26 protein-coding genes are annotated in these 26,224 nt (G+C 65.3%); 14 read left to right on the top strand and 12 right to left on the bottom strand.

Annotated features, from left to right (window positions below; translation table 11 throughout):
• The first annotated feature begins 60 nt into the window (after positions 1 to 60).
• A complete protein-coding gene (locus RQP54_RS05775; protein ID WP_315677217.1) occupies positions 61 to 1,548 on the top strand; it encodes a M20 family peptidase in 1,488 nt (495 codons plus the stop codon).
• 96 nt (positions 1,549 to 1,644) lie between these two features.
• On the opposite strand, the gene RQP54_RS05780 is transcribed toward RQP54_RS05775, so the two are convergent.
• A complete protein-coding gene (locus RQP54_RS05780) occupies positions 1,645 to 3,900 on the bottom strand; it encodes a diguanylate cyclase (RefSeq protein ID WP_315677218.1) in 2,256 nt (751 codons plus the stop codon).
• Positions 3,901 to 4,038: 138 nt separating this feature from the next.
• Here RQP54_RS05780 and RQP54_RS05785 point away from each other — a divergent pair, with 138 nt between their 5' ends.
• The 3 genes from RQP54_RS05785 to RQP54_RS05795 are packed head-to-tail and all read left to right on the top strand — an operon-like array spanning position 4,039 to position 5,170.
• Positions 4,039 to 4,248 carry a DUF3079 domain-containing protein gene (locus RQP54_RS05785; protein ID WP_315677219.1) on the top strand — a complete coding sequence of 70 codons (210 nt, stop codon included), beginning with the start codon at positions 4,039 to 4,041 and terminating at the stop codon, positions 4,246 to 4,248.
• Positions 4,248 to 4,877, top strand: coding sequence for a cytochrome c oxidase subunit 3 (locus RQP54_RS05790; protein ID WP_315677220.1), 630 nt, complete (start codon positions 4,248 to 4,250; stop codon positions 4,875 to 4,877). The genes RQP54_RS05785 and RQP54_RS05790 overlap by 1 nt, the downstream gene beginning before the upstream one ends.
• Positions 4,874 to 5,170 (top strand): hypothetical protein, encoded by a 297-nt coding sequence (locus tag RQP54_RS05795; protein ID WP_315677221.1) that lies wholly within the window; start codon positions 4,874 to 4,876, stop codon positions 5,168 to 5,170. Before RQP54_RS05790 ends, RQP54_RS05795 begins: the two co-directional genes overlap by 4 nt.
• Here RQP54_RS05795 and RQP54_RS05800 read toward each other — a convergent pair.
• Together RQP54_RS05800 and RQP54_RS05805 are read right to left on the bottom strand one after the other, a co-directional pair.
• Positions 5,165 to 5,623, bottom strand: a complete 459-nt coding sequence (locus tag RQP54_RS05800) for an isoprenylcysteine carboxylmethyltransferase family protein (protein ID WP_315677222.1) — start codon at positions 5,621 to 5,623, stop codon at positions 5,165 to 5,167. The two genes, RQP54_RS05795 and RQP54_RS05800, sit on opposite strands and share 6 nt — an antisense overlap.
• Before the next feature lie 12 nt (positions 5,624 to 5,635).
• Positions 5,636 to 6,112 carry an Lrp/AsnC family transcriptional regulator gene (locus tag RQP54_RS05805; RefSeq protein ID WP_315677759.1) on the bottom strand — a complete coding sequence of 159 codons (477 nt, stop codon included), beginning with the start codon at positions 6,110 to 6,112 and terminating at the stop codon, positions 5,636 to 5,638.
• A gap of 156 nt (positions 6,113 to 6,268) precedes the next feature.
• Here RQP54_RS05805 and RQP54_RS05810 point away from each other — a divergent pair, with 156 nt between their 5' ends.
• From RQP54_RS05810 to kynU, 3 genes are all read left to right on the top strand, one after another.
• Positions 6,269 to 7,873, top strand: a complete 1,605-nt coding sequence (locus tag RQP54_RS05810) for a GMC family oxidoreductase (RefSeq protein WP_315677223.1) — start codon at positions 6,269 to 6,271, stop codon at positions 7,871 to 7,873.
• Between the two features lie 13 nt (positions 7,874 to 7,886).
• Positions 7,887 to 8,654: a hypothetical protein gene (locus tag RQP54_RS05815; RefSeq protein ID WP_315677224.1), complete on the top strand. Its 768-nt coding sequence runs from the start codon at positions 7,887 to 7,889 to the stop codon at positions 8,652 to 8,654.
• Positions 8,655 to 8,815: 161 nt separating this feature from the next.
• Positions 8,816 to 10,081, top strand: coding sequence for a kynureninase (gene kynU / locus RQP54_RS05820; RefSeq protein WP_315677225.1), 1,266 nt, complete (start codon positions 8,816 to 8,818; stop codon positions 10,079 to 10,081).
• Positions 10,082 to 10,126: 45 nt separating this feature from the next.
• Here the strand turns inward: kynU and RQP54_RS05825 are convergent, their stop codons facing one another.
• Genes RQP54_RS05825 through RQP54_RS05835 form a run of 3 tightly spaced genes read right to left on the bottom strand, consistent with a single transcriptional unit; the run spans position 10,127 to position 11,666 of the window.
• Positions 10,127 to 10,375 carry an ATP-binding protein gene (locus RQP54_RS05825; protein WP_315677226.1) on the bottom strand — a complete coding sequence of 83 codons (249 nt, stop codon included), beginning with the start codon at positions 10,373 to 10,375 and terminating at the stop codon, positions 10,127 to 10,129.
• Between the two features lie 32 nt (positions 10,376 to 10,407).
• Positions 10,408 to 11,223 (bottom strand): DUF2145 domain-containing protein, encoded by an 816-nt coding sequence (locus tag RQP54_RS05830; protein ID WP_315677227.1) that lies wholly within the window; start codon positions 11,221 to 11,223, stop codon positions 10,408 to 10,410.
• Positions 11,220 to 11,666 (bottom strand): hypothetical protein, encoded by a 447-nt coding sequence (locus RQP54_RS05835; RefSeq protein ID WP_315677228.1) that lies wholly within the window; start codon positions 11,664 to 11,666, stop codon positions 11,220 to 11,222. Before RQP54_RS05835 ends, RQP54_RS05830 begins: the two co-directional genes overlap by 4 nt.
• Before the next feature lie 199 nt (positions 11,667 to 11,865).
• Between RQP54_RS05835 and RQP54_RS05840 the strand changes: the two genes are divergently transcribed.
• Positions 11,866 to 13,332: a Do family serine endopeptidase gene (locus RQP54_RS05840; RefSeq protein ID WP_315677229.1), complete on the top strand. Its 1,467-nt coding sequence runs from the start codon at positions 11,866 to 11,868 to the stop codon at positions 13,330 to 13,332.
• Positions 13,333 to 13,356: 24 nt separating this feature from the next.
• On the opposite strand, the gene RQP54_RS05845 is transcribed toward RQP54_RS05840, so the two are convergent.
• From RQP54_RS05845 to dnaA, 6 genes are all read right to left on the bottom strand, one after another.
• A complete protein-coding gene (locus RQP54_RS05845; RefSeq protein WP_315677230.1) occupies positions 13,357 to 13,986 on the bottom strand; it encodes a BON domain-containing protein in 630 nt (209 codons plus the stop codon).
• A gap of 41 nt (positions 13,987 to 14,027) precedes the next feature.
• On the bottom strand, positions 14,028 to 15,305 hold the full coding sequence (locus tag RQP54_RS05850; protein WP_315677231.1) for a lytic murein transglycosylase: 1,278 nt from the start codon (positions 15,303 to 15,305) through the stop codon (positions 14,028 to 14,030).
• Positions 15,302 to 15,847: a chorismate--pyruvate lyase family protein gene (locus RQP54_RS05855; protein WP_315677232.1), complete on the bottom strand. Its 546-nt coding sequence runs from the start codon at positions 15,845 to 15,847 to the stop codon at positions 15,302 to 15,304. The genes RQP54_RS05850 and RQP54_RS05855 overlap by 4 nt, the downstream gene beginning before the upstream one ends.
• Positions 15,848 to 15,850: 3 nt before the next feature.
• Positions 15,851 to 18,400 carry a DNA topoisomerase (ATP-hydrolyzing) subunit B gene (gene gyrB, locus RQP54_RS05860; protein ID WP_315677233.1) on the bottom strand — a complete coding sequence of 850 codons (2,550 nt, stop codon included), beginning with the start codon at positions 18,398 to 18,400 and terminating at the stop codon, positions 15,851 to 15,853.
• 83 nt (positions 18,401 to 18,483) lie between these two features.
• Positions 18,484 to 19,590: a DNA polymerase III subunit beta gene (gene dnaN, locus RQP54_RS05865; protein WP_315677234.1), complete on the bottom strand. Its 1,107-nt coding sequence runs from the start codon at positions 19,588 to 19,590 to the stop codon at positions 18,484 to 18,486.
• A 144-nt stretch (positions 19,591 to 19,734) separates the two neighbouring features.
• Positions 19,735 to 21,129, bottom strand: coding sequence for a chromosomal replication initiator protein DnaA (gene dnaA, locus RQP54_RS05870; protein ID WP_315677235.1), 1,395 nt, complete (start codon positions 21,127 to 21,129; stop codon positions 19,735 to 19,737).
• A gap of 296 nt (positions 21,130 to 21,425) precedes the next feature.
• Here dnaA and rpmH point away from each other — a divergent pair, with 296 nt between their 5' ends.
• From rpmH to RQP54_RS05900, 6 genes are all read left to right on the top strand, one after another.
• Positions 21,426 to 21,560: a 50S ribosomal protein L34 gene (gene rpmH / locus RQP54_RS05875; protein ID WP_005798102.1), complete on the top strand. Its 135-nt coding sequence runs from the start codon at positions 21,426 to 21,428 to the stop codon at positions 21,558 to 21,560.
• Between the two features lie 72 nt (positions 21,561 to 21,632).
• Positions 21,633 to 22,067 carry a ribonuclease P protein component gene (locus tag RQP54_RS05880; protein ID WP_315677236.1) on the top strand — a complete coding sequence of 145 codons (435 nt, stop codon included), beginning with the start codon at positions 21,633 to 21,635 and terminating at the stop codon, positions 22,065 to 22,067.
• Positions 22,064 to 22,333 carry a membrane protein insertion efficiency factor YidD gene (gene yidD / locus RQP54_RS05885; protein WP_315677237.1) on the top strand — a complete coding sequence of 90 codons (270 nt, stop codon included), beginning with the start codon at positions 22,064 to 22,066 and terminating at the stop codon, positions 22,331 to 22,333. Before RQP54_RS05880 ends, yidD begins: the two co-directional genes overlap by 4 nt.
• Positions 22,330 to 24,042 carry a membrane protein insertase YidC gene (gene yidC, locus RQP54_RS05890; RefSeq protein WP_315677238.1) on the top strand — a complete coding sequence of 571 codons (1,713 nt, stop codon included), beginning with the start codon at positions 22,330 to 22,332 and terminating at the stop codon, positions 24,040 to 24,042. Before yidD ends, yidC begins: the two co-directional genes overlap by 4 nt.
• 18 nt (positions 24,043 to 24,060) lie before the next feature.
• Complete coding sequence (gene mnmE / locus RQP54_RS05895) at positions 24,061 to 25,467, top strand: tRNA uridine-5-carboxymethylaminomethyl(34) synthesis GTPase MnmE (protein WP_315677239.1); 1,407 nt, start codon at positions 24,061 to 24,063, stop codon at positions 25,465 to 25,467.
• 42 nt (positions 25,468 to 25,509) lie between these two features.
• Positions 25,510 to 26,205: a hypothetical protein gene (locus RQP54_RS05900; protein ID WP_315677240.1), complete on the top strand. Its 696-nt coding sequence runs from the start codon at positions 25,510 to 25,512 to the stop codon at positions 26,203 to 26,205.
• Positions 26,206 to 26,224: the final 19 nt, after the last annotated feature.

Genomic DNA, 26,224 nt, shown 5'->3' on the forward strand with positions numbered 1-26,224 from the left:
TGGACACATGATTTTCGGCTCCGTACCATCCGGCCATCGCACAACAACGAGGAGATGGACGTGATCAAGAAAGCCTTGCTGGGCCTGCTGGCCCTGGTGCTGCTGCTGGCGGCGGCGGTGGGCATCAACACCGCCCGCAAGGGCTCGCGCCAGCTGCAGGTGGATCCGCTGGCACCGGTGGCGGTGGATGAAAAGGCCGTGGCCGAGCGGCTGGCCGAGGCGGTGCGTTTCAAGACGGTCTCCTCGCGCGAGGACGCCGCGCTCAATGCCGACCAGTTCAAGGCCTTCCACGCCATGCTGCAGACGCGCTTCCCCAAGGTACATGCCACGCTCCAGCGCGAGGTGGTGGGTGGCCTGAGCCTGCTCTACACCTGGCAGGGCGCCGACCCGAAGGCCAAGCCGATCGCGCTGCTGGCGCACCAGGATGTGGTGCCGGTGGCCCCCGGCACCGAGGGCGACTGGAAGCACGCCCCGTTCTCGGGCGCGGTACAGGAAGGTTTTGTCTGGGGCCGTGGCGCCTGGGACGACAAGGGCAACCTCATGAGCCAGCTCGAAGCGGTGGAAATGCTGCTGGCCAGTGGCTACCAGCCGCCCCGCACCATCTACCTGGCCTTCGGTGCCGACGAAGAGGTGGGTGGCCCCAAGGGCGCGGCCCAGATTGCCGCACTGCTCAAGCAGCGTGGCGTGGCGCTCGACTTTGTCATCGACGAGGGCCTTTTGGTGCTCGACGGCGTGGTGCCGGGCGTAAAGCAACCGACGGCGCTCGTGGGTCTGGCGGAAAAAGGCTACATGTCGGTGGTCCTCAAGGTCTCGGCCACTCCCGGCCATTCCTCCGTTCCTCCCCTCAAGGGCACCAGCGCGATCGCCATGCTGTCGGCCTCGCTCAAGCGTCTGGACGACGAGCAGCTGCCCGCCGCCCTGCAGGGTGTGGCCTACGAGATGTTCGACACCCTGGCCCCCGAAATGAGCGGCTTCAGCCGCGTGGCGATGTCCAACCTGTGGCTGTTCGGTCCTGTGGTGCAGAAGAAGCTCGAAAGCGCCGCCAGCACCAATGCCATGCTGCGCACTACCACGGCTCTGACCATCGTGAATGCCGGCAACAAGGACAACGTGCTGCCGGGACGCGCCGAAGCCACGGTCAACTTCCGCCTGCTGCCCGGCGACACGCAGGAGAACGTGCTGGCCCACATGCGCTCCAAGGTGGCTGCACCCGAAGGCCAGTTCGAGCTCTATGCGCTGGACCACGGCAAGCCGGCTTCCAGCTACAAGGTGGCGCCCACCAGCTCGGTGCAGTACGCCACGCTCAACCGCACCATCCGCGAAGTGTTTCCCGACGCGGTGGTGGCCCCGGGCCTGATGGTGGCGGGTACCGACTCGATCCACTTCGGCGAGATCAGCGACCACATCTTCAAGTTCTCGCCCATCCGCGCCAACGCCGACGACCTCAAACGCTTCCACGGTACCAACGAGCGCCTGAGCGTGAAGAACTATGCCGAGGCGATCCGCTTCTACCACCGCCTCATTCCCCAAATGGCAGGTGCCAAATAGGCCTGTGACCCGCGTGGAATGTGCGTAGACAGCTATTGAATCAATAGCGACTGTGGCGGGCTGGCGCGGGCCCAGCGGCGTTGGGAGCCCAGGCGCCTAGGCCTGCTCCAGCTCCACCCGGTTGCGGCCGAGGGCCTTGGCGCGGTACAGGGCCGTGTCGGCCCGGGCCATCATGCGGGCCACGGTGTCGCCGGGGTGCACGCTGGTCACGCCGAAGCTGGCGGTGCGCTGCCCCACCACGGGGAACGGAAACGCGGCCACTTCCTGGCGCAGCTTCTCGGCCAGGGCCATGGCACCGGCCTCCTGGGTCTCGCGGCAGATCACCAGGAACTCCTCGCCACCCCAGCGGCCGACCAGGTCCACCGCCCGGGTGCCGCGGCGCAGGATGTCGGCAAACTGCTGCAGCACCTGGTCACCCACCGCATGCCCATGCGTGTCGTTGACCGACTTGAAATGGTCCACATCGACCAGCAGCAGCGCAAACGGCACGCCATAGCGCTGGTGGCGGTGCAGCTCGTCTTCAAGCGCCTGGTCCAGGCGCAGGCGGTTGAACAGCCCGGTGAGCCGATCGGTCACCGACAGTGCTTCGAGCTGGGCGTTCTGGTCTACCAGCTGCGCGTTCATGCGGCGCAGCTCTTCCGTGCGTTGCGCCACCAGGCCCTCCAGCTCCGCATTCATGCGTGCCAAGGCATCGCTGACCTGCTTCTTCTCGGTCACGTCCTGCACAAAGCCGTACAGGTAGAGCAACTTGCCCTGGGCGTCGAGCTCGACGTTGACCTCGGTGTACAGGTGCCGGATCTCGCCGTCCTGGCGCAGCAGCCGGTAGTGCGTGGCGCCGGACTGGTGCGTGCGCATGCAGCCCGTGAACACCTGCAGGTAGCCGGGCAGGTCGTCGCGGTGGATGTTCCTGCTGGCCTCGGCGCCGGTCATGGCCCCGGCGAACCCCATGGGCACAGAGGCATGCTGCGGCACCGGTTGCCCGACGATGTCGTACACGGTGGCTGACCACAGCACCTGGTCGGTGGCCGGGTTCCACTGCCAGATTCCCATGCCGGCGTTCTTCTGCACGTTGGCCAGCAGGCCGAAGCCCCGCGCCTGGGCCCTTTCCGCCAGCGCGGTCTTGTGGTGGCTCAGCGCGTAGTCGCGCGCCGTGAGGTAGGTCTGCACCAGCAGGAAAAAGACAAAGCCCAAGGGGGCCAGGTAGTCGGTCTGGACCCAGCCGCGCGCATACAGGATGTCGTTGATGACGGCCGCCACGAACACCACGGCGCTGAGCAGCACCATGTGGGCGCGGTGGTCCCGGTGCCAGGCCGCGCGCACGATGACGCCCAGGCTCCAGGCCACACAGGCCAGCAGGTTGAGCTGCATGAGGTTGACCAACTGGTTGAACCAGCGCACCGACAGCAGCAATACTGCCGCTGTGCAGACAGCACTGACCACCATCAACCCGCGGAATACCCACGCCGACCAGCGTGATGCGAGCTGGGAGCGGAACACGTCGCGGAAGAAGTAGCACAGGATCATCGGCCCCATGCTCACTGCCAGGTATTCGAACTTGCGCGCCCACTCGAACGAAAAGTTGCTCCAGCGCTGTTCCACGATGTGGTCACCGACAAAGGCTGTGCGCAACACCATCAGGACACAGAACAGGCCGAAATACAGGGTCGAGCGGTCGGATGGCCGCAGCGCGAACAGGCCCAGCTGCCCCAGTGCGATGACCAGCAGGGCCCCGATCATGGCCATGTCGAACTGGTCGTGCTCGAACCAGGCCTTCTGCACCGCGGGCGCCAGACCCAGCACCATCGGCCGCCACACACCGCCCTTGCGGTAGTGGAAGTTGGACAGCTGCATCACCAGGGTGGTCTGGCGGCCCTGGGGCACGAACGAGACGACGTTGGGCTGCCAATGCGGAATCTCGCTTTCCAGCTGGGTGCCCACCTGGCCATTGGCATACAGTTCGCGCCCATCGACCCAGAGCCGAAACGCCGTGCTGGTGTTGGAGACCTTGAGGGCCAGCAGGGGCGCGGGTCCGCCAGTCTCGGGCAGCAGCACCGTCAGGGCATAGGTGGCGAAGCCATAGGGCGGCAGGTCGCGGCCGTCGTTCCAGAACCCCGGTACGGCCATGTACTCGCCGTGTGCCGCGACGGCGGCCGCGTCCGTCGCCCGCGGGTCGCGCAGCTGGTGCCAGAAAAAGCCCCAGTCGCCGCGCAGCTCCACGGTTGGCTGGGTGCTGAAGTCATGCCGGCGCAGGTCCAGAACGCCCTGGCGGGCGACCAGGGGTTCCTGGGCGGTGGCCGCAATGGGGGCCAGCAGCAGCCAGACCAGGGCAAGGAAGGACAGCAGGGAGTGCATGGATGGGAGCGATGTGCGCAGGATTGTGCGTTGCCACCGGCGGCGCGTCATGTGTGGAAACCCGCAGGTCGGCCTGGAACTAGCGGCTTCCTTGATGCAGATCGTGTTCTGCCCGCTCCCCGGGCGGGACAATGGCCCATGGTCAAGAAGTTTCCTGCGGCACCCCGCCACCCCGAGCGCATCTGCTGGGGCTGTGACCAGTATTGCGCCGCCAACGACATGCGCTGCGGCAATGGCTCCGACCGCACGCCGCATCCGGCCGAACTGTTCGGGGACGACTGGCAGGCATGGGGCCCCGAGCCATCGTCGCCACCAGCCGCTGCGGCCCGCATCCTCCCGGCTGACTGATGGCATCGACCGAAGCTATCGCCCAGGACGCTGCGAGCGTGTCGGCCGACGCGGCTCCCTTTGCCACTCCACTGGACCTGCAACGCCCGGGCTACAAGGCCATGTGGGTGGGCATCTGCCTGGAATGCCTGGAATTCGCGGTGTTCTTCGTGGTCTATTTCACGGCGCGCTGGTACCAGCCGCAGGCATTCCAGGACGGGGCGGCGCGGCTGTGGACGCTGGGGGGACTGCTCATCACCCTGGTCATGGTCACCAGTGGCTACCTGCTGACGCGCATGCTGCACCACCTGGAAGCCGGGCGGCGCCGACAGGCCGCGGGTTGGCTGGCGGCAGCCTTCGCGCTCGGGCTGTGCTACCCGCTGCTCAAGGGCTTCGAGTGGCAGTGGAACCAGGCCCAGGGGCTGGACGCCCAGGCTGGCATCTTCGTGGTGGTGTACTACTACCTCACGATCAACCACTTCATCCACGCCAGCTGGGGCCTGCTGGGCATGGCCTGGACCCTGCTGCGCATGCTCACCGGCAGCTATGCCGACGGCGACTGCCGCGGCCCGCAGTCGCTGGCGATCTACTGGCATGCCACCGACCTGGTGTGGCTCATGATCTTTGCCCTGTTCTACGCCTTCGCATGAAATACCAGCTGCAACGCTGTGCCCTGTCCGCCACCACCGTGGCTTGGCTGCTGCTGTGCGTGCTGTCGGTCGTGAGCGTGGTGCTGGCAGCGCAGTCGCACACCGGGCTGGCACGCATGGGGCTGACCCTGCTGGTGGCGCTGCTGGCCTGGGCCAAGGCACGCGTGCTGCTGCGCCGTTACCTGGAAGTGCAGCGGGCCGGGCCGGTATTCGTGCGGCTGCTGCAGGGCTTTGCCGTGCTGGCACCGCTGGGGCTGGCGGCTTCGGCGCTGCGGGAATACCTGCTGCTATAGCCAGCGCCGTACTTGCGTGCAGTAGGCCGTGAATGCCGGCCCAAATTTGGCGGCCATCACGCGTTCCTCGGGAACGATCTGGAAGCGTGTGATGAAGCCGACGAACAGCAATGGTCCGCCCCAGGCGGGCAGGCTGCCCAGTACCAGTGCCCAGCCGGACAACTGCAGGGCCATGCCGAGGTACATCGGGTTACGGGTGACGCGGTAGACGCCGCTGACCACCAGGCTGCTGGTGCGCTGCGGCTGCAGCGGGTTGAATGTGGTGCGCGCGCGCCGGAATGCCAGCAGGCCCAGCGCGTCGAGTGCCAGACCGGCCAGCAGCAGGGCCACAGCGGCACTGCCGCGCAACATACCCACGCTGTCCCAGGACCAGCCCGGCGCAGCCAGCCACATGCCCCAGCCACAGAGCAGCCCCACCACGGGCGGCGGCAGGCGGTGTTCCAGCCATTGCATGGGTTGTCGCTCCTAGCGTGGCAACAGGGCGGAAGGCACCACGGTTTCTCCGCTCTTGATGCCCTGCATGACGATGTTGCTGCGTATTTCCTTCACGCCGCGCTCCTTGTGCAGGTGCTCGATGGCGAACTGCGAATACTCCTTGAGGCTCTTGGCCCGGATGCGCAGGATGTAGTTGCACTCGCCGGTCACGATCCAGGCACCGACCACCTGGGGCCAGCGCTGCACCGCGGCCAGGAAGCTCTCGTGCCAGCCCTCCACTTCCTGGCGCATGGTCACCTGCACGAACGCGTCCACATCCAGCCCCAGCGCCCGGGGGTCGAGCTCGGCGCGGTAGCGGGCAATGACGCCGGCCTCTTCCAGTTGGCGCACGCGTCGCAAGCAGGCCGAAGGGGAGAGCGCCACTTGGTCGGCCAGGGCCTGGTTGCTGATGCGTCCGTCTTCCTGCAGCAGGGCGAGGATCTTGTGGTCAATGCTGTCGAGGGCAATCACGGGGCGGTGGGTGCAGAGCGGGGGTGTTTGCCATTATGCGGCGCGCCATGGCGCCCGGTCAGCATGAGTTTCAGGCATTGAAGTTGATCCCAATATGCATTGGACGAAACATTGGCCGTTCGGAACAATCCACGCCCACAAGGAGACAGCAGCGTGGAAACCCTGGAATTTGACTATGTGATTGTCGGCGCCGGTTCGGCCGGGTGCACCCTGGCCGCGCGCCTGAGTGAAGACCCCCGCACCACGGTGTGCCTGCTCGAAGCCGGTGGCCCGGACAACAGCGTGCTGGTCCATGCGCCCGCCGGGGTGGTGGCCATGGTGCCCACCCGGATCAACAACTACGCCTTCGAGACCGTGCCGCAGCCGGGCCTCAATGGCCGCAAGGGCTACCAGCCGCGCGGCAAGACGTTGGGCGGCTCCAGCTCCATCAATGCCATGCTTTACGTGCGCGGCCACCGCTGGGACTACGACCACTGGGCCGAACTCGGCAACCCGGGCTGGGGCTACGACGCAGTGCTGCCGCTGTTCAGGCGCGCCGAACACAACGAGCAGATCCACAACGATTTCCATGGCCAGGGCGGCCCGCTGAACGTGACCTACCCGCGCTTCGACAGCCCCTTGAGCCAGATGTTCCTGGACGCAGCGCGTCGCAACGGCATCCCGCTGAACCCGGACTACAACGGTGCCGAGCAGGAAGGCAGTTTCCTCTACCAGGTGACGCACAGGAATGGCGAGCGCTGCAGCGCCGCCAAGGCCTACCTGACGCCGAACCTGGGCCGCCCCAACCTGCGCGTGGTTACCCACGCGGTGAGCGAGCGCATCACCCTGGAAGGGCGCCGCGCTACCGGCGTGCGCTACTACCAGGGCAACCAGCTGCACACCGTGCGTGCGCGCCGTGAAGTCATCGTCAGCGCCGGGGCCTTCGGCTCGCCGCAGCTGCTGCAGCTCTCCGGCATCGGCGCAGCGGCCGACCTGCGCAAGGCCGGGGTCACGCCAGTGCACGAACTGCCGGGTGTGGGCCAGAACCTGCAGGACCACATCGACTACGTGCAGAGCTGGACCGTGCCCAGCACGGCTGGCGCCTTTGGTGCCACGCCGCGTGGCATGGCCCATGTGGTGAAAGCCATGTTCGAGTGGCGCCGCCAGCGCAGCGGCATGATCACCAGCACCATTGCCACGGCCGGCGCCTTCTTCCGCTCGGCACCGACGGTGGCCGTGCCCGACCTGCAGCTCGTGTTCGTGGTGGCCCTGGTGGACGACCACGCCCGCAAGGCCCACCTGAGCCACGGCATTTCCTGCCATGTGGACGTGTTGCGCCCCTACAGCCGTGGCACCGTGGCCATCCGAAGCACCGACCCGCGCCAGGCCCCGGTCATTGACCCGCGTTTCCTCAGCGACGAGCGCGACCTGAATCTGCTGGTGCAGGGTGGTCTGGTTCAGCAGCGCATCATGGAAAGTGCACCCTTCGACAGCGTGCGCGGCAAGATGCTCTACCCCGTGCCCAGCGGCGACACCGCGGCGCTGGCGCAGGACATCCGCAACCGGGCCGACACCCAATACCACCCGGTGGGCACCTGCAAGATGGGGCCGGACAGTGACCCCCTGGCAGTGGTGGATGCGCAACTGCGCGTCAAGGGCATCGCCGGCCTGCGCGTGGCCGACGCCTCCATCATGCCCTCGCTCATCGGTGGCAACACCAATGCGCCGACGATCATGATCGGCGAGAAGTGCGCGGACCTCATCCGCGCCGGGGCCTGAGCAGGGCGGGCCCATGCAGCTGTCTGTGTTGCGGGCCTTGACCGGCGGGGCGCTTCCCCACGCCAGCAGGCGCACGGTGCTGCGTGCAGTGCTGTGCGCGCCTGCCTTCGGGCAGGGCGCGTCCGCCTGGGCACAGGCCAGAGTCATTCGCCTGTCCATGATGGAGGGGGTTCCGACCATCACCGCCAAGCCCCTGGCCACCCTGCAGCGGGCCTACCGGAACCTGGGGTTCGAGCTGGAAGTCGAAACCATGCCCTTTGCCCGCTCCCTGCTGGCAGCCGACCGGGGCGAAGTGGATGGCGAGGTAGCCCGACTTCCCCACATCGAGGAGTCGGCCAGGAACCTGCGCAGGGTGCCGATTGTGATCAACCAGACGGAATACGTGCCCTACGTCCTTCAGGGCACACGCACCGACATGAACAGCTGGGACCGGATCAACGCCTCGGGGCTTCGTGTGGGCGCACGTCGAGGGGCCCGACTGACGGAGGATTCGGTGCGCGAGGACCGGCTGACGCTGGTCAACACCTACGAGTCCCTGTTGGGCATGCTTCTTCTGGGGCGCATCGATGTGGCCATTGCACCCAAGGGCCAGCTCGAAGAGGTGATTCCCAGCCTGGACGGCCGGGCCCGCGCGGAGCTGCCAAGACTGCAGCCATTGGGTGTCTTCGCGACGGTGCCCGTGTACCACTACCTGCACCAGCGCAATGAATCCCTGATTCCGCAGCTGACTAAGGAAATAGTGCGCATCCAATCCCAAGCCCCAGTGCCGACAGGGCGCTAGGTGCCTAGGCTGCCCAACGGTGGCGCCGAAATAATTGCATTTTGCGGCTCGTGGCCGCAGAAACATGCATGAAATGCCTGAATCAGGGTGCAACTTGCCAGCACATTTCGCAGATTCTTGCGTACAGTGTGTCTCCATTGACGCCAATGCAGGAGCCTTCCATGCCCATCACCCTTGCCTCCGTCCAAGCCCAGGATGCCCGCGACGCACTCGCCCCCCTGCGCCAGGAATTCAATCTGCCTGGCGGGGTGATCTACCTCGACGGCAACTCGCTCGGCGCCCAACCCAAGGCCGCCCTGGCGCGCGCCCAGCAGGTGGTGCAACAGGAGTGGGGTGTGGGCCTGATCCGCAGCTGGAACACGGCGGGCTGGTTCGAACTGCCGCAGCGCCTGGGCAACCAGCTCGGCCAACTGGTGGGCGCCAAGGACGGTGAAGTGGTGGTGACCGACACCACCTCGGTGAACCTGTTCAAGGTGCTGGCTGCGGCGCTGCGCAAGCAACGGGCAGTTGCACCCCACAAGCGCGTCATCGTCTCGGAGCGGCGCAATTTCCCCACCGACCTCTACATTGCCCAGGGCCTGACCGAGCAACTGCAAGCCCACGGAGCGCCAGCCTACGAGTTGCGCCTGATCGATTCGCCCGAGGAGTTGGGCCATGCGCTCAAGGACGACGTGGCCGTGCTCATGCTCACCCACGTGAACTACCAGACCGGCTACATGTACGACATGGCCGCCACCACCGCATTGGCCCACCACCATGGCGCCGTGACGGTGTGGGACCTGGCCCACTCCGCCGGTGCGGTTCCGGTGGACCTGAACGGCGCCAATGCCGACTACGCCGTGGGCTGCACCTACAAGTACCTCAACGGCGGCCCCGGCTCGCCCGCCTTCCTGTGGGTGCATGCGCGCCACCAGAACAGTTTCTGGCAGCCGCTGTCGGGCTGGTGGGGCCACGCCCGCCCCTTTGCCATGGAGCCGGGTTACGAGGCCAAGGCGGGCATCTCCCGCTACCTGTGCGGCACCCAGCCCATCACCTCGCTGGCCATGGTGGAGTGCGGGCTGGACGTCTTTGCCAAGACCAGCATGGCCGCGCTGCGCGACAAGAGCCTGGCCCTGACCACCCTGTTCATGGAACTGGTGCAGCAGGAGTGCGCGGGGCACCCGCTCACCCTCATTACGCCCACCGACCCGGCCCGTCGCGGCAGCCAGGTCAGCTACGAGCACCCGCACGGCTTTGCCGTGGTGCAGGCGCTCATCGCGCGCGGCGTCATCCCTGACTACCGCGAGCCGCGCATCATGCGCTTCGGCTTCACCCCGCTGTACACCAGCTTCGAAGATGTGTGGAACGCCGTGGCCATCCTCAAGGACATCCTGGACAACGGCAGCTGGGACCAGCCGCAGTTCCACCAGCGTGGCGCGGTGACCTGAGTGTCGCTAGTAATTTGGTAGCTGAGTGCGCAGTATTTTCGCGGGCTAGCGGCTGATTTTGTCTTCGTCCTGCGGGGAGTCGCCCGGCCCGGCGCGCAGCATGCGCACGGCACCGAAGGGGCACACCACGTAGCACTGCGCGCAGCCAGTGCAGCCCGCCGCATCGTCCAGCGCCGCCACCTTGACCCAGCCCTGCGGGTGCAGGCTCAGCACATGCGGAGCGCACGCCGCCACACAGCGCCCGCAGCCCGTGCAGCGCGCGGGGGCGATGGTGGGGAGGAAGGCAGCGGGCATGGGCGCATTGTGGCGCGCCCGGCCCGCCAGCGTCACTCGAGGACGCGGGCTGGTCCGGTGCTGAGCTGTGCCCGTTGCATCCAGTCGAAGACCGATTCCACTGTGACCGTCTCGATGCGACCGCTGTAGCGCTTGTCGTCCGGGTGGTCGTCAAAGGCCACGTTGGCGCGGGTCACGCGTGCGCCCAGGCGCGTCAGGGCGTCGAGCTGCAGCACGGCGGGTTGGTAGTCACGCAGCCGCAACCACGCCTGGGCCTTCTCACGTGCAGGGGCGCCCTCACCGGCCACCGGGGCCATCGCCATGGCGATGGTTTCCATGGCCCATTGGTTGGACTGCTGGTAGCGCGTGGCCCAGGGGTAGCTGAGCATGTTGTAGGCCTTCAGGTGCAGTCGCACCGCCTGCGCCGTGTCGCGCAGTACCGGCAGCAACGCCTTCTGTACCTCGGCCCGCGGGGTTACCCAGGCAGCCTCGAAGCGCCAGAGGTCATCCAGGAAGAACTCGCCGAGTCCCTGCTTGTAGATGGCGGACTCGGCGGTGCCGCACTGGTTGAGCTTGTGCAGCACACGCCATACGCTGGTGCCGTCTGCCAGCACTTCGCGGTAGGCAAAGCCCAGGTGGGAATAGCGCACCTTGTATTTGCTCAGGTCCTGTCCGGCACGCGCCAGCAGCACCACGTCGGCGCCGCTGGCGTCCAGCGCTTGCGCGGTGCGCAAGGCCAGCGTCATGGCGCGCTCCACGGTCTGGGCGGTCAGCGGTTTGGGGTCGTCACAGGCGCGCCCGGCCCAGGCCGGCGCCACGGCCAGCACGGCGGCCAGTGCCACACCGACCGCACGGATGAGCCGCTTCACCGGCTCACCTTTTCGTTATGCAGCAGGGCACGGCCCACGGCATTGGGCACGAAGGCCAGTACCTGGCCCGCCGCCGAAAGCACCACGCCAGCCGCAAACGTGCTCACGGTGACGGCTGTACCCACGGCCATGGATGCCTGACCGGCTGCCTTGCTGGCCAGGCGCACGCTGGCGCGGGCGCCGTCCGAGGCGCGTTCCAGCACATACACCACCCCTGTGGCGGAGGCTTCCACAGCCACGATGCTCAGTGTGGCGCCGGCCAGTGAAAACGCCGCAGGCAGTGCGGACGCATCCTTGGCCGAAGCCCCGGCTTCTGCGACGACGGAGGCGATGGGCAGCGCCGACAGCAGGCTGGCGGCGGAGGCGTCGCTTTGGGCGTGGGAAGTGGACAGTGCAGCGGCCAGCAGGGCGCCAACTGCAAGTGCCTGGAGAGTTTGCTTCATGGTGTTGCAAGGAATACGGGCCAATCGCCCGCACCATGGTAAACGCTGCGGCAGGGGGAGCTGTTGACAGCGCTTCAGTGCCGGTGCAGTGGCGGGTTCACAAAAGTTTGCACGGCCTACGAATTGCCTTTACGCGGTCTGGATGCAATGCATCCCTTCAAGCCTGCCCCTTCGGGGGTGCCAAAGAAAGGACCCATGCATGCACTTTGACATCCGATCAATCGCCAAACGCTGGTGGCCTGCTGGCGTACTGGCGAAAGTTGTGTTCACCTTGGCCTTCCTATTCCTGCAGACTGGTCAGACGGCCTCAACGCCTGTGGCCCCGACCACAGCCAGTTCCGCCGCACCGTCGCGGACATTGGCGCTGCCGGACTTCTCGCAGATCGCCACCGAGCAGGGCCCGGCCGTGGTGAACATCAGCGTGACCGGCCATGCGCGGCGCACCGCGGCCAATACACCGTTCGGGCAGTTGGACCCGCAAGACCCGTTCTATGAGTTCTTCCGCCGCTTCCAGCCTCCGGGCAACGGCGGGGAAGAGGAAACCCACGCGCTGGGCTCCGGCTTCATTGTCGACTCCGATGGCGTGGTGCTGACCAATGCCCACGTGGTGGCCGATGCCGATGAGGTGGTGGTCAAGCTGACCGACCGGCGCGAATTCAAGGCCAAGGTGCTGGGACAGGACAAGCTCACCGACGTGGCGGTATTGCGCATCAATGCCAAGGACCTGCCCACGGTGCGCATCGGCGACCCGGGCAGGAGCAAGGTGGGCGAATGGGTGGTGGCCATCGGCTCGCCCTTCGGGCTAGAGAACACCGTCACGGCCGGCATCGTGTCGGCCAAGGCGCGCACCCTGCCCGACGACGGCTATGTGCCCTTCCTGCAGACCGACGTGCCCATCAACCCCGGCAACTCGGGCGGGCCGCTGTTCAACCTGAACGGCGAGGTCATCGGCATCAACTCCCAGATCTACAGCCGCAGCGGCGGTTACCAGGGCCTGTCGTTTGCGATCCCCATTGACGTGGCCATGAAGGTGGAAAAGCAACTGCTGGCCCACGGCAAGGTCGAGCGCGGTCGCCTGGGCATACAGGTACAGGAGCTCAATGCCGACATGGCCCGCAATGTGGGGCTGGACAAACCCATGGGCGCCCTGGTGATGGGGGTGGAGAACGGCAGCGCCGCCCACCGCGCTGGCTTGCAGCCGGGTGACGTGATCCTGTCGTTCGCCGGTACCGACATTGAAACCTCTGGCCAGTTGCCTGCGCTGGTCGCCGGTACCGCGCCGGGTGCCGAAGTGCCCATGACGCTGTGGCACAACGGAAAGAAGGAAAGCCGCAAGGTGCGCATCGGTGCCGTGGCCGACGAAAAAGTGGCCACGGCCGACGCGCCGCCGGCCCAGGGCGGCCTGGGCATGAGCGTGCGCCCGCTCACCGCGGCGGAACGTCAGGCCGCGCACGTGGTGGGTGGCCTGCTGGTCGAGAAGCTGCGCGACGGCCCGGCGCGCAAGGCCGGCTTGCGCGAGGGCGACGTCATCGTCGCAGTGAATGGCTCCCTGGTAACGGATGTGCGTCAACTCCGCCAGGTGCTGCAGGCATCGGGTGAGGGCTCGGCCTCGGTGCTGGTGCAGCGAGGCGAGGCGCGTGCAGTGCTGGAGCTCGCGCTGGGATGAGGGCTCGTGCGTGGCCGGGTGGCTTCAATGCCCTGTGCCACGCACGTCGACGAAACTCTTGACCTGCTTCACGCCTTCGGTAGCGCGGATGGTGCCGAGCACGGTGTTGAGCTCGTTGCGGCTCAGCGCGCGGCCGATCACGTAGACCGTGCCGTAGACACAGCGCCAGCGGTAGTTCACCGAGGTCACACCCTGAGTGGTGAGCAACTGGGCCGAGATCTTGGTCTCGATCCAGAAGTCGTTGACGCTCTGGCCAATGCCTTCCTTCTTGGGCGTGGACTTGTTGCGTGCCGCGTCGCGGCGCTGGCTCTGGGCCTCCTTCGAGACCAGCAGGATCTCGTTGTAGACCATGCGGGCGCGCTTGTCGGCGCGCACCAGCGCCTCGACTTCCTGGCGCTGGCGGGCATCGGTCAGTGCGCCGGTGATGAGCACGCGCTGCTCCCACACATCGAGGCTCACATCCAGGGCCAGGTTTTTGTCCTTGTCCAGCAAGGCGCTGAAGTAGCTGGTGGCCATCCGGATGTCGGTGGCCTGGTCCTCGCTGCTGCGGTCTTCAAACGCCTTCTTGGCGGTTTCTGTGACGACCGTGGTGCAGGCCGGCAGCAGCAACAGGCTGCCGAGCAGGAGGGCGGTGGTGGCAATGCGGCGGTGCATGGGGTGCTTCGGTGGGAAAGGTGGTGGCAGCACTGTAGCGGTCAGGGTTCGGTTTGTAAAAGTTCCAGCAACTCCGCCGTGGGGTAGCCGTCGGCAGGCAGGCCACGGCTGCGCTGGAAGGCCTGCAGCGCCTTGCGCGTGGCCGGCCCCACGGTGCCGTCGGGCACGCCGCTGTCGAAGCCGCGCCGGTTCAGGGCCGTTTGCAGGCTCAGCACCTCACTGCGGGTCAGGGGGCGCAGATCGCGTGGCCAGGGGGCCTGCACTGCCGCGCCACCTGCGAGGCGCTGGGCCAGCAGGCACACGCTCAGGGCGTAGCTGGTGGCGTTGTTGTAGCGCAGGATGGCCCGGTAGTTGTCCCCCACCAGAAAGGCGGGCCCGCGCAGCCCTGCGGGCAGCAGCAGCGACGCGTTGCTGAGCGCGGGCAGTGCGTTGCCGTCCAAGCTGCGCACGCCTTCCAGTACCCACGCAGCGGTGCTTTGGCGCAGCGCCGGGTCGGCGCGTGCAGGGTCGAAGTCGGGGGGCAACTGCACCTCGGTGCCCCACACTTCCTGTGCCCGCCAGCCCGAGCGGGCAATGAACTGGGCGGTGGACTGGAACACGTCGGGCATGCTGCCCCAGATGTCGATGCGGCCGTCACCGTCCCCATCAATGCCATGGGCCAGGTAGATGGAAGGCATGAACTGTGTCTGCCCCATGGCCCCGGCCCAGGAGCCCAGCATCTGCTCCGGTGCCATGTCGCCGCGCTGCACGATGCGCAGCGCCAGCAGCAGCTCGCCCCGGGCCCAGGCTTCGCGTCGGCCGTCGAAGGCCAGCGTGGCCAGCGCGTCCAGCACCGGCAGGTTGCCATAGTGGGTGCCGTAGTTGCTTTCCATGCCCCATACCGCCAGCAACACCGTGGCCGGCACGCCGAAGCGGCTTGCGGCCGCGTCCAGTTCCTTGTGCCACTGCGCGCGCTTCTCGCGCCCCTTGGCAATGCGGGCTGGAGACACGATGCTGTCGACATAGTCCCAGATGGCGCGGCTGAACTCGGGTTGGCTGCGGTCCAGCTCGACCACGCGGGGCACGTAGCGAACCGATGGCAAGGCACGGTCCAGCGTGGCTTCGTCGATGCCCGCACGCAAGGCGTCGGCGCGGAACTGCTGCAGCCACTGTGAGAAGCGGGCCTCGACCGCGGCGGATGCCGGGGGCTCGGTGGGGCCGGTCGGCGCCTGGGTGGCAAAAGGCGTTGGGGGCGGTGTCGTGCTGTCGATGGGAGGCACCGGTGCGCAGGCGGCCAGGCCTGCCAAGGCCAGCACGGTGGCGCTGTGGTGTCGTTTCATCGTGGTGCGTGAGCGTGGCCCGTGGCGCAGGGCAGGGCCAGCACCCAAGGAGCAAACGACTCATAGACCCGCAGCGGCAGGCCGTGGCGCGAGAACACCGAGCTGCGGGCCCAGCGCGGTGCGATGCGCGCCAAACCCTGCGGCAGGTGCACCATGGCGCGACGGATGTGCCCGGCGTCAAGGCTGCAGCAGGGCACGGGCTCGCAGCGCAGGGCACTGCGGGAAATGCTGCGGTCATGGAACAGCAGTTCCGCCAGCGGGCGGCTGCCGAGGTTGGCCAAGGCTCGCCAAGGCCCCTTCACCGCATGGGGCAGGGTGGCGCTGCGGGCCCAGACGGCCGGGCGCTCATTCACCAGGATCAGTACCTCACGCACATAGCCGCAAGCGACATGCAGGTCGCGCCGTTCTTGCGGCCACAAGGCTTGCAGGCCTTCGTGCAGCACCACGATGCGTACGGAACCAAAGCGGCGCAGTTGCGCCGTGAGCGAACCACCCACCTGCAACCAGGCATGGGTGCGGGGGGTGCCGGGAGTCCGGCGCATGGGTCAGACGTCGATGTTGCCCGCGCGCAGGGCGTTGGTCTCAATGAAGTCGCGGCGCGGCTCCACCTCGTCGCCCATCAGCATGGTGAACACGCGGTCGGCCTCGATGGCGTCGTCGATCTGCACGCGCAGCAGGCGGCGCACGGTCGGATCCATCGTGGTTTCCCACAGCTGCTCGGGGTTCATTTCACCCAGACCTTTGTAGCGCTGGCGGGCCGTGGTGCGCTCGGCTTCCGAGATGAGCCAGGCCATGGCCTGGCGGAAGTCGGAGACCTTCTCTTCCTTCATCTTCTCGCCTTCGCCGCGGGTGACGCGGGCACCTTCGGACAGCAGGTCGCGGAAGGTGTTGGCGGCTTCGGCCAGGGCCGCATAGTCCGCACCGTGGACGAAGTCCTGGGTCAGCACGCTGCTCTTGACGTTGCCGTGGTGGCGGCGGCTGATGCGCAGGATGGGCTTGTCGCTGCGGGCGTCGAACTCGCCCGCCACTTCGGCGTCGGGCAGCTTGGCCTGCAGTGCGGCCGCCGACTTTTCGGCATCTTCCACGGTGTCCAGGTTGAGTACCACGCCGTCGGCGATGGCACGCAGGGCTTCGGCATCCATGAAGTTCTGCAGGCGCGCGATCACGCTTTGGGCCAGTTGGTGCTTGCGTGCCAACTCGGCCAGGGTGTCGCCGGTGAGGATGGTTCCTTGGGCGTCGCCGGTGTGCACGCTGGCATTCACCAGCGCAATGCGGGTGAGGTAGGCGTCCAGTGCAGCGGCGTCCTTCAGGTACAGCTCTTCCTTGCCGTTCTTCACCTTGTACAGCGGGGGTTGGGCGATGTACACATGGCCGCGCTCCACCAGTTCGGGCATCTGGCGGTAGAAGAAGGTCAGCAGCAGGGTACGGATGTGGGCGCCGTCCACGTCCGCGTCGGTCATGATGATGATGCGGTGGTAGCGCAGCTTGTCGATGTTGAAGTCGTCGGTGCCGCTCTTGCCGCTTTCCTCAGTAGCCTTGCCGATGCCGGTGCCCAGTGCGGTGATGAGCGTGACGATTTCGTTGCTGGAGAGCAGCTTGTCGTAACGGGCCTTCTCGACGTTCAGGATCTTGCCTCGCAGCGGCAGGATGGCCTGGAACTTGCGGTCGCGGCCCTGCTTGGCGGAGCCGCCGGCGGAGTCACCCTCGACGATGTAGATTTCGCACAGCGCCGGGTCCTTTTCCTGGCAGTCGGCCAGCTTGCCGGGCAGGCCCATGCCGTCGAGCACGCCCTTGCGGCGGGTCATCTCGCGGGCCTTGCGGGCGGCTTCGCGGGCACGGGCCGCTTCGACGATCTTGCCGCACAGGATCTTGGCGTCGTTGGGGCGCTCTTCGAGGAAGTCGGTCAGCGCCTTGGCAACGATGTCTTCTACCGGGGCGCGCACTTCGCTCGATACCAGCTTGTCCTTGGTCTGGCTGGAGAACTTGGGCTCGGGAACCTTGACCGACAGCACGCAGCACAGGCCTTCGCGCATGTCATCGCCGCTGACCTCGACCTTGGCCTTCTTGGCCAGTTCGTTCTGCTCGATGTACTTGCCGATGACACGCGTCATGGCCGCACGCAGACCGGTCAGGTGGGTACCACCGTCGCGTTGCGGGATGTTGTTGGTGAAACAGAGGACAGACTCGTTGTAGCCATCGTTCCATTGCATGGCCACTTCGACGCCGATCTCGGTGCCGGGGATGCCACCGTAGGTGTCGGCTGGGCGGCTGCCTGTGGCGTGGAAGGCGTTGGGGTGCAGCACCTTCTTGTTGGCGTTGATGAACTGCACGAAGCCCATGACACCGCCGCTGCCGGCGAAGTCGTCCTCGCGGCCGTCGCGCTCGTCCTTCAGGCGGATACGCACGCCGTTGTTCAGGAACGAGAGTTCGCGCAGGCGCTTGGCCAGGATGTCGTAGTGGAACTCGTTGTTCTGCTGGAAGATTTCGGTGTCGGGCAGGAAGTGCACCTCGGTACCGCGCTTCTCGGTGGCACCCAGCACCTTCATGGGGCTGACTTCAAATCCGTCCACGGTTTCCAGCAGACGGTTCTGCACGAAGCCCTTGGCGAACTCGATCTGGTGCACCTTGCCATCGCGGCGCACGGTCAGGCGCAGCCACTTGGAGAGCGCGTTCACGCAGCTCACACCCACGCCGTGCAGACCGCCCGAGACCTTGTACGAATTCTGGTTGAACTTGCCGCCGGCGTGCAGTTCGGTCAGGGCGATTTCCGCCGCCGAGCGCTTGGGTTCGTTCTTGTCGTCCATCTTCACGCCGGTGGGAATGCCGCGGCCGTTGTCGGTGACGGAGATCGAGTTGTCGGAGTGGATGGTGACCACGATGTCATCGCAGTGGCCTGCCAGCGCTTCGTCGATGGAGTTGTCGACCACCTCGAACACCAGGTGGTGCAGGCCGGTGCCGTCGGAGGTGTCGCCGATGTACATGCCTGGGCGCTTGCGCACCGCTTCCAGGCCTTCGAGGATCTGAATGGCGTCGGACCCGTAGTCCTGGTTCGCGCCGGGCTGGTTGTTTTCGGGGGGCAGTGTCGGTTCGGTCATGGTATTTGGCAAAAGCTTTAAAGCAAAAACCCCGCCTAGCCTAGGCGGGGTGTGCGTATGGCGCTATGTAAATTGAAGCAACATCAAATCCGCATCGGCATGACGACGTACTTGAAGGAGGTGTTGTCGGGGATGGTGATGAGCGCAGAGCTGTTGCCGTCAGACAGTTCGATGCTCACCATGTCTTGTCCCATGTTGCTCAGCACGTCGATCAGGTAGGTGACGTTGAAGCCGATCTCGATGCTGTCGCCACCATAGTCGATGTCGAGTTCGTCCACGGCTTCTTCCTGCTCGGCGTTGTTGGAGGCCACGCGCAGCGAGCCCGGGTCCAGGTTCAGGCGCACGCCCTTGAACTTTTCGCTGGTCAGGATGGCGGTGCGCTGCAGTGTGCGCAGCAACGGCTCGCGGCCCAGGGTCACCTTGTTCTTGTGGCTGCGTGGGATCACGCGGTTGTAGTCGGGGAACTTGCCTTCGACCAGCTTGGTCACGAACTCCATGCCGTCAAAGCTGAACTTGGCCTGGTTGTTGGCAAACTGCATCTCAATGGCGCCTTCGTCGTTCGAGAGCAGGCGCTGCAGTTCGATCACGGTCTTGCGCGGCAGGATCACTTCCTGCTTGGGCACTTCGACGTCGAGCTTGGCCGAGGCAAAAGCCAGGCGGTGGCCGTCGGTGGCCACCAGGCTCAGGGTGTCGCCTTCGGCCACGAACAGGATGCCGTTGAGGTAGTAACGGATGTCATGGACGGCCATGGCAAAGGCCACCTGGTCCATCAGGCCCTTGAGGGTCTTCTGGGGGATGCTGAAGGAGGGGCCGAAGTTGGGCGACTCCTGCACCAGCGGAAAGTCTTCGGCCGGCAGGGTCTGCAGCGTGAACTTGCTCTTGCCCCCCTTCACCACCAGCTTGTTCTGGCTCGACTCCAGCGATACCGTCTGGTCCGCGGGCATGGTGCGCAGGATGTCGATGAGCTTCTTGGCGCCCACCGTGGTGGTGAAGTTGCCGGTGTCGCCACCGAGTTCGGCCGTGGTTCGGATCTGGATTTCCAGGTCGCTGGATGTGAACTGCAGGGCACCTGCCGTCTTGCGCAGCAGGATATTGGCCAGGATGGGCAGGGTATGGCGGCGTTCGACGATGCCGGCCACCGACTGCAGTACCGACAGGACCTTGTCCTGGGGGGCTTTCAAAACAATCATGTCTACCTCAAGGCTGTTTATACGGCGACGGTGGATACGTCCACCGCGGTGTGTACTCGGGTCAATTCCGCCATTTTCCCTTGTTTTGACGACAATTCTGAGACGGACATTGCGGTATTTGTGGGCATGTTTGGCATGGTCGGGTTAACCCTTGAGCGTCTGCTCCAGCACGTGCAGTTGCTGGTTCAGGTCGGTCATCTGCTGGCGTTCCGCGGCGATCTTGCGCACCGCGTGCAGCACCGTGGTGTGGTCGCGTCCGCCGAACATCTCGCCGATTTCGGGCAGGCTCTTCTGGGTGAGCTCCTTGGCCAGGTACATGGCAATCTGGCGTGGCCGCGCAATGCTGGCCGGGCGCTTCTTGCTGTACATGTCGGCGACCTTGATCTTGTAGTAGTCGGCCACCGTCTTCTGGATGTTCTCCACCGAGATCTGGCGGTTCTGGATCGACAGCAGGTCGCGCAGCGCATCCCGTGCCAACTGGATCGAGACTTCCTTCTGGTTGAAACGGGCGTAGGCCAGCACCTTGCGCAAGGCGCCCTCCAGCTCACGCACGTTGGAGCGAACGTTCTTGGCCACGAAGAAAGCGACCTCCTCGGGCATCTCCGAGCCTTCCTGCTGCGCCTTGTTGATCAGGATCGCCACCCGCATTTCGAGTTCGGGAGGTTCGATGGCCACGGTCAGGCCCGAGTCGAAGCGCGATATCAGACGCTCGTGGATATCGGTCAGACCCTTGGGGTAGGTGTCGCTGGTCATCACGATGTGGCTCTTCTTGGCCAGCAGGGCCTCGAAAGCATTGAAGAACTCTTCCTGCGTGCGTTCCTTGTTGGCGAAGAACTGCACATCGTCGATCAGCAGCAGATCGAGCGAGTGGTAGCGCTCCTTGAATTCGTCGAAAGTCTTGCGCTGGTAGGCCTTAACCACATCGGTGACAAACTGCTCTGCATGGATGTAGAGAACCTTGGCCCCGGGCTTGTCCTGCAGCAGGCGGTTGCCAATGGCGTGCATCAGGTGGGTCTTGCCCAGGCCGACGCCGCCGTAGATGAACAGCGGGTTGTACAGGTGGCCCGGCGTGTGCGCCACATGCATGGCCGCAGCGCGCGCCATGCGGTTGGCCGTCCCCTCCACCAGGGTGTCAAAAGTCAGCGCGGTATTGATGCGGTTGCGCGGGGCCCCGTTGGCTTTGTCGCCCTCAGCGGGTTCGCTGTCTTCCGCATGTGCACGCGGTGCTGGCTTCGGAGCCAAGGTCGTGCGCACCGGCGCTTCACGCGGAGTAATCGCTAACTCCAGCTCGACCGGGCGTCCGGACACCTGTTCCAGCAACGCGCCCAGGCGCTTGCTGTATTGGGCGCGGAGCCAGTCCAGCTTGAAGCGGTTGGCGACAAAGACGGTGACCTTGGAGCAATCGTCCGCAACCTGTGCGTTGAGCGGTTTGATCCAGGTGTTGAATTGCTGTTCTGGCAGTTCCTGCGCGAGCAAGTCGACGCAGTCCTGCCAAAGCAGTTGCCCAGCCTCAGGCTGGATTTGGGGGGTGGGTGACACGTGGCGCTTTCCTCGGGCTAACCGGCAGCATTCTGTGGATAGTTTTTCAGTGGCTGCGTCCGCCATTGTAAATTATCAAGAGCTTATCCACATTTCCGGGGTGCTCAGGGTAATCCCCAGACGACTTCAAGCCCTGCATTGGGTGAAAGCGCCAAGGTCTTGCCGGGCTTGGGATTTTTTGCGATAATTGCGGGTTTCCCTGACTTTCGTTCGGGGCGAATGATTGAAAACCCGGTGCGTCCTGAGCGACGCACAGCCCGCCAACGCGGGCCCTGATTAGTTTAGGAAAATACCAAATGAAACGCACTTACCAACCTTCCAAGACCCGCCGCGCCCGTACCCATGGTTTCCTGGTGCGCATGAAGACCCGCGGTGGCCGTGCCGTGATCAACGCTCGCCGCGCCAAGGGCCGCAAGCGTCTGGCCGTCTAAGTCGGGGCGTTTAGCCACACCACGCAAGGAGCAGGCGCGTTTTGCCGACTGCCTCCGCCACGGGTTCGCGCCATGCAGAGATTGAAGACACGGCCCCAGTACCAAGCGGCGCTGGGAGGCAGGATTCTGTCGAAGACGGCGCATTTCGCGTTGCACGGTTGCGCATTGCCGCCGGCCGCGAACCCGCCAAGGGTTGATGAAGCAAAGAGGGCGCAAGCCCTTTTTTCGTCTGTGGACATCTGGCTTGGGGCAATGGTTCCCAAGCGCTGGGCCCGCCGTGCCGCCACGCGCAATCTCATCAAGCGCCAGATCTACGCCATCAGCGCCGAGCGCGCCCATGCCTTGGCGCAGGGCGCACATGTGGTGCGCCTGCGCAGTGCCTTTCCCCGCACCGAGTACCCGAGCGCTGCTTCCGATGCCCTGAAGGACGCAGTGCGTCAGGAGCTTCTGCAGTTGCTCGCCGCACCGCAGCGCGTTGCACCGGCGCCTGCCGAGGTGATCGCATGATGCGTGCGCTGCTCATGGGCCTGGTGCGGGCCTACCGTTTGTTGCTTAGCCCCTGGTTGGGATCGGCCTGCCGATTCGAGCCGACCTGTTCCGTTTATGCTCTGGGGGCTCTGGAACGCCATGGCGCAGCAGCTGGAACCTACCTCACTTTGGCGCGATTGGCTCGCTGCCATCCCTGGTGTGACGGTGGGGCGGATCCGGTTCCCGCAGCACCACCAGCCCTTTTTTCCCGTTTGCTCTCCCAATCGACAAAGAAACCTTCATGAACGATATTCGTCGCACCATTCTGTGGCTGGTTTTCGGTTTTTCCATGGTCATGCTGTGGGACAACTGGCAGGTCTACAACGGGCGCCCCGCCACTTTCTTCCCGCAGCAGCCGACCAAGGTGAGTGCGGCGTCCGCCCCCGCCGATGCCAAGGCCGTGCCGCCGGCCGCGCCGGTCGCCACGACCGCGCCAACCGGTGCAGCTACCGCTGCGACCGCCGCTGCACCCGCTGCGGCGCCGCGCCAGCTGATCGAAGTCAGCACCGACGTGCTCAAGCTGAGTTTCGACACCGAAGGGGGTTCGCTGGTCCGCGCCGAGTTCCTGAAGTACGCAGACGCCAACGACAAGGGCCAGAATTTCGTTCTGCTCAACGACAGCAAGGACCGTGTCTACAAGGCGCAGACGGGCCTGATTGGCAGCGCTGCTCCGGAAGGCTTCCCCACCCACACCACGCCTATGGTGTTCAGTGGCGAGCGCAGCCTGAAGGAAGGTGCTGACAGCCTGCAGGTGCAGTTCACCTCGGCCCCGGTGGGCGGGGTCAAGCTGGTGAAGACCTACACCCTGCGCCGTGGCGCCTATGACATGGCGGTCAAGCATGAGCTGGTCAACGTGTCGTCGGCCCCGGTCAGCCCGCAGCTGTATGTGCAACTCATGCGCGACGGCAACAAGCCTGCTGGCGAGTCCTCGTTCTATTCGACCTTCACGGGACCGGCCGTCTACACCGACGCCAAGAAGTACCAGAAGGTCGAGTTCGCCGACATCAAGAAGGGCAAGGCGGACATCGAGAAATCGGCCGACAACGGCTACATCGCGATGGTCCAGCACTACTTCGCCAGTGCCTGGGTGCTGCCTGCCGGTATGCAGCGCAACCTGTCGGTCGAAGGCCTGAACATCGGATCCAGCGTGGCCGATTGTTGCTACCGCGTCTCGGCCATTGCACCGCTGGCAGCGATTGCTCCTGGGCAAAGCCAGTCGGTGGAGGCCCAGTTGTTTGTCGGTCCGCAAGAGGAAAAGATGCTTGAGGCACTGTCCCCGGGCCTGGAACTGGTAAAGGACTACGGTCTGTTCCACATCCTCGCCAAGCCGCTGTACTGGCTGCTCGACAAGCTGCATGCCTTTATCCAGAACTGGGGTTGGTCCATCGTGGCCCTGGTGCTGCTGCTGAAAATTGCCTTCTACTGGCTCAATGCCAAGGCCTACGCCAGCATGGCCAAGATGAAGGCGGTCAACCCGCGCATCATGGAACTGCGCGAGCGATTGAAGGACAACCCGCAGCAGATGCAGCAGGAGATGATGCGCATCTACCGCGAGGAAAAGGTCAACCCGCTGGGGGGCTGCTTCCCGATCATGATCCAGATTCCGGTGTTCATCGCGCTGTACTGGGTGCTGCTGTCCAGCGTGGAAATGCGCAATGCACCCTGGCTGGGGTGGATCCATGACCTCTCGGCGCCCGATCCCTACTTCATCCTGCCCTTGGTGATGACCCTCACCACGCTGCTGCAGACTGCCCTGAACCCGGCTCCGCCGGACCCGATGCAGGCCAAGATGATGTGGTTCATGCCCTTGGCCTTCAGCGTGATGTTCTTCTTCTTCCCGTCTGGCCTGGTGCTGTACTGGATCACGAACAACGTGCTGTCGATTGCCCAGCAATGGATCATCAACACCCGCATGGGTGTGCCGCCGCAGTTCAACCTGCCCAAGTTCAAGTGACGCGGGGGTAGCGCCCCCATGCTAGCCCGGCAGCACGATCCCATCATCGCCATCGCCACCGCTCCCGGCAGGGGTTCGGTGGGAATCGTGCGCATCAGCGGTAAAGACCTCCGGGGCTTTGCCCAGGCCTTGTTCGGGCGCACCCTGGCACCGCGGCAGGCCACTTACCTCCCCTTTACCGATGCCGATGGCTCGGTCATCGACAAGGGTCTCGCGCTGTACTTTGCCGGACCCCACTCCTTCACCGGAGAGGACGTGCTGGAACTGCAAGGCCATGGCGGCCCGGTGGTGCTGCAGTTGGTGCTGGCCCGTTGCATGGCGTTGGCAGCAACGGCCTCCGGTCAACAGGGACTGCCGCTGCTGCCGGGACTGCGGCTGGCGCAACCCGGAGAGTTTTCCGAGCGCGCTTTCCTCAATGACAAGCTCGACCTGGCGCAGGCCGAAGCCATCGCCGACCTGATCGACGCCAGCACCGAAGCCGCCGCGCGCAGTGCCAGCCAGTCGATGACGGGCGTCTTTTCCCAGCGCGTACACAGCGTGCGCGACGCGCTCATCGACTTGCGCATGCTGGTCGAGGCCACGCTGGACTTCCCGGAAGAGGAAATCGACTTCCTGCAGAAGGCCGATGCCCAAGGCCAGCTACAGACCATTCTGGCGCTGCTAGACGCAGTCTTGGGCGATGCCCGGCAGGGGGCCTTGTTGCGCGAGGGCATCCGCGTGGTCATCGCCGGGCAGCCCAACGTCGGAAAGTCGTCCTTGCTCAACGCCCTGGCCGGTGCGGAGTTGGCCATCGTCACGCCCATCGCCGGCACCACGCGCGACAAGGTCGAACAGACGATCCAGATCGAAGGGGTCCCGATCCACGTAATCGACACCGCGGGATTGCGCGACAGCAGCGACACCGTAGAGCAGATCGGCATTGCCCGGGCCTGGGACGCCATCGCCACGGCCGATGCCGTCGTGTTCCTGCGTGATCTGTCGCGCAGCGATGCTCCTGAATATGTAGCTGGTGACGCAGATATTGCGCGGGCTATAGCTGAAAGATGCCCCCAATCTGTGCCGGTGCTCCAGGTGTGGAACAAAGTCGACACGGGAGGTGCTTCGGTGACCAAGGAGGGCATCCGCCTGTCTGCCAAAACCCTCGAAGGCTTGCAATCCCTGCGCCAAGCGCTGCTTCAGGCCGCCGGCTGGCAGGGTGCGCAGACAGGCAGCTTCATGGCCCGGGAGCGGCACCTGCAGGCCTTGCGACAGGCGCGTCAACATGCCGAAGCCGCAGCGGCCCACCTCCAGGCCGCCGCCATGCACCTGGACCTGATGGCCGAGGAACTTCGCTTGGCACAGGTGGCACTGGGAGAAATCACCGGCGAATTTACATCTGATGACCTTTTGGGCGTGATTTTTTCGCGGTTTTGCATCGGGAAATAGCGCATACTGCGGGCTTCCAGTTGTAACCCTTAGCCCAGATCCATGTCGTTGTTCAATTGGTTTGGAAAAAGCAAGGCGGAATCCCCGGTTACCGCCCCGCGCACGTCGTCCGGCCTGACGCAGTTGGATGCCACCCTGCCCAGTGGGCCGTCCGCCCGCCCCGCGCCCACCGCAGCACCCACGGGCAGCCGCAAGCAGGAGCGACACGCCATGCGCGAGCTGCTCTACACCGTGGTGCGTGAATCGATGAACAAGATGGGTGTTCTGTCATCCAGCTACAAGTTCAAGGTCCTGTCGCTCGACTCCCGAGGCCGTCAATACCTGGTCATGATGGACGTACAACGTCTGCAGACCGGTGAGGTCGGGCGCATGGGAGAAATCGAAACCCTGATTGCACAGACCGCCAAGGCACGCCACGACATCCTTGTGACTGCTGTGTACTGGCGTGTGAGTGAACAGATGGTGCCGCAGGCATCGCGGCCACCGGTCACCGCAACTGCGGCTCCGCGTTCTCCTTATGAGCCTATCCAGCAGGATGAGGTGGAGGCATTCAAGAAGGCCCTGGCGGCGGCACCACGTCCCCATACCCGGCCTGGCGAATTGGTCCAGTCCGGACCCTTGGCACCCAGCAACGCAACCGGCTTTGCCGAGACCCAGCTCGACGACCACGGCTTTGCCGCCACGGAAATCGATGAGCGTGCCACACCGTTGAGTACCACCCAGTACGGCGACCTCTAAAGTCACCTCAGCGCTGCCA

It is taken from the genome of Curvibacter sp. APW13 (assembly GCF_032337135.1).
GTDB lineage: Bacteria > Pseudomonadota > Gammaproteobacteria > Burkholderiales > Burkholderiaceae_C > Allorhodoferax.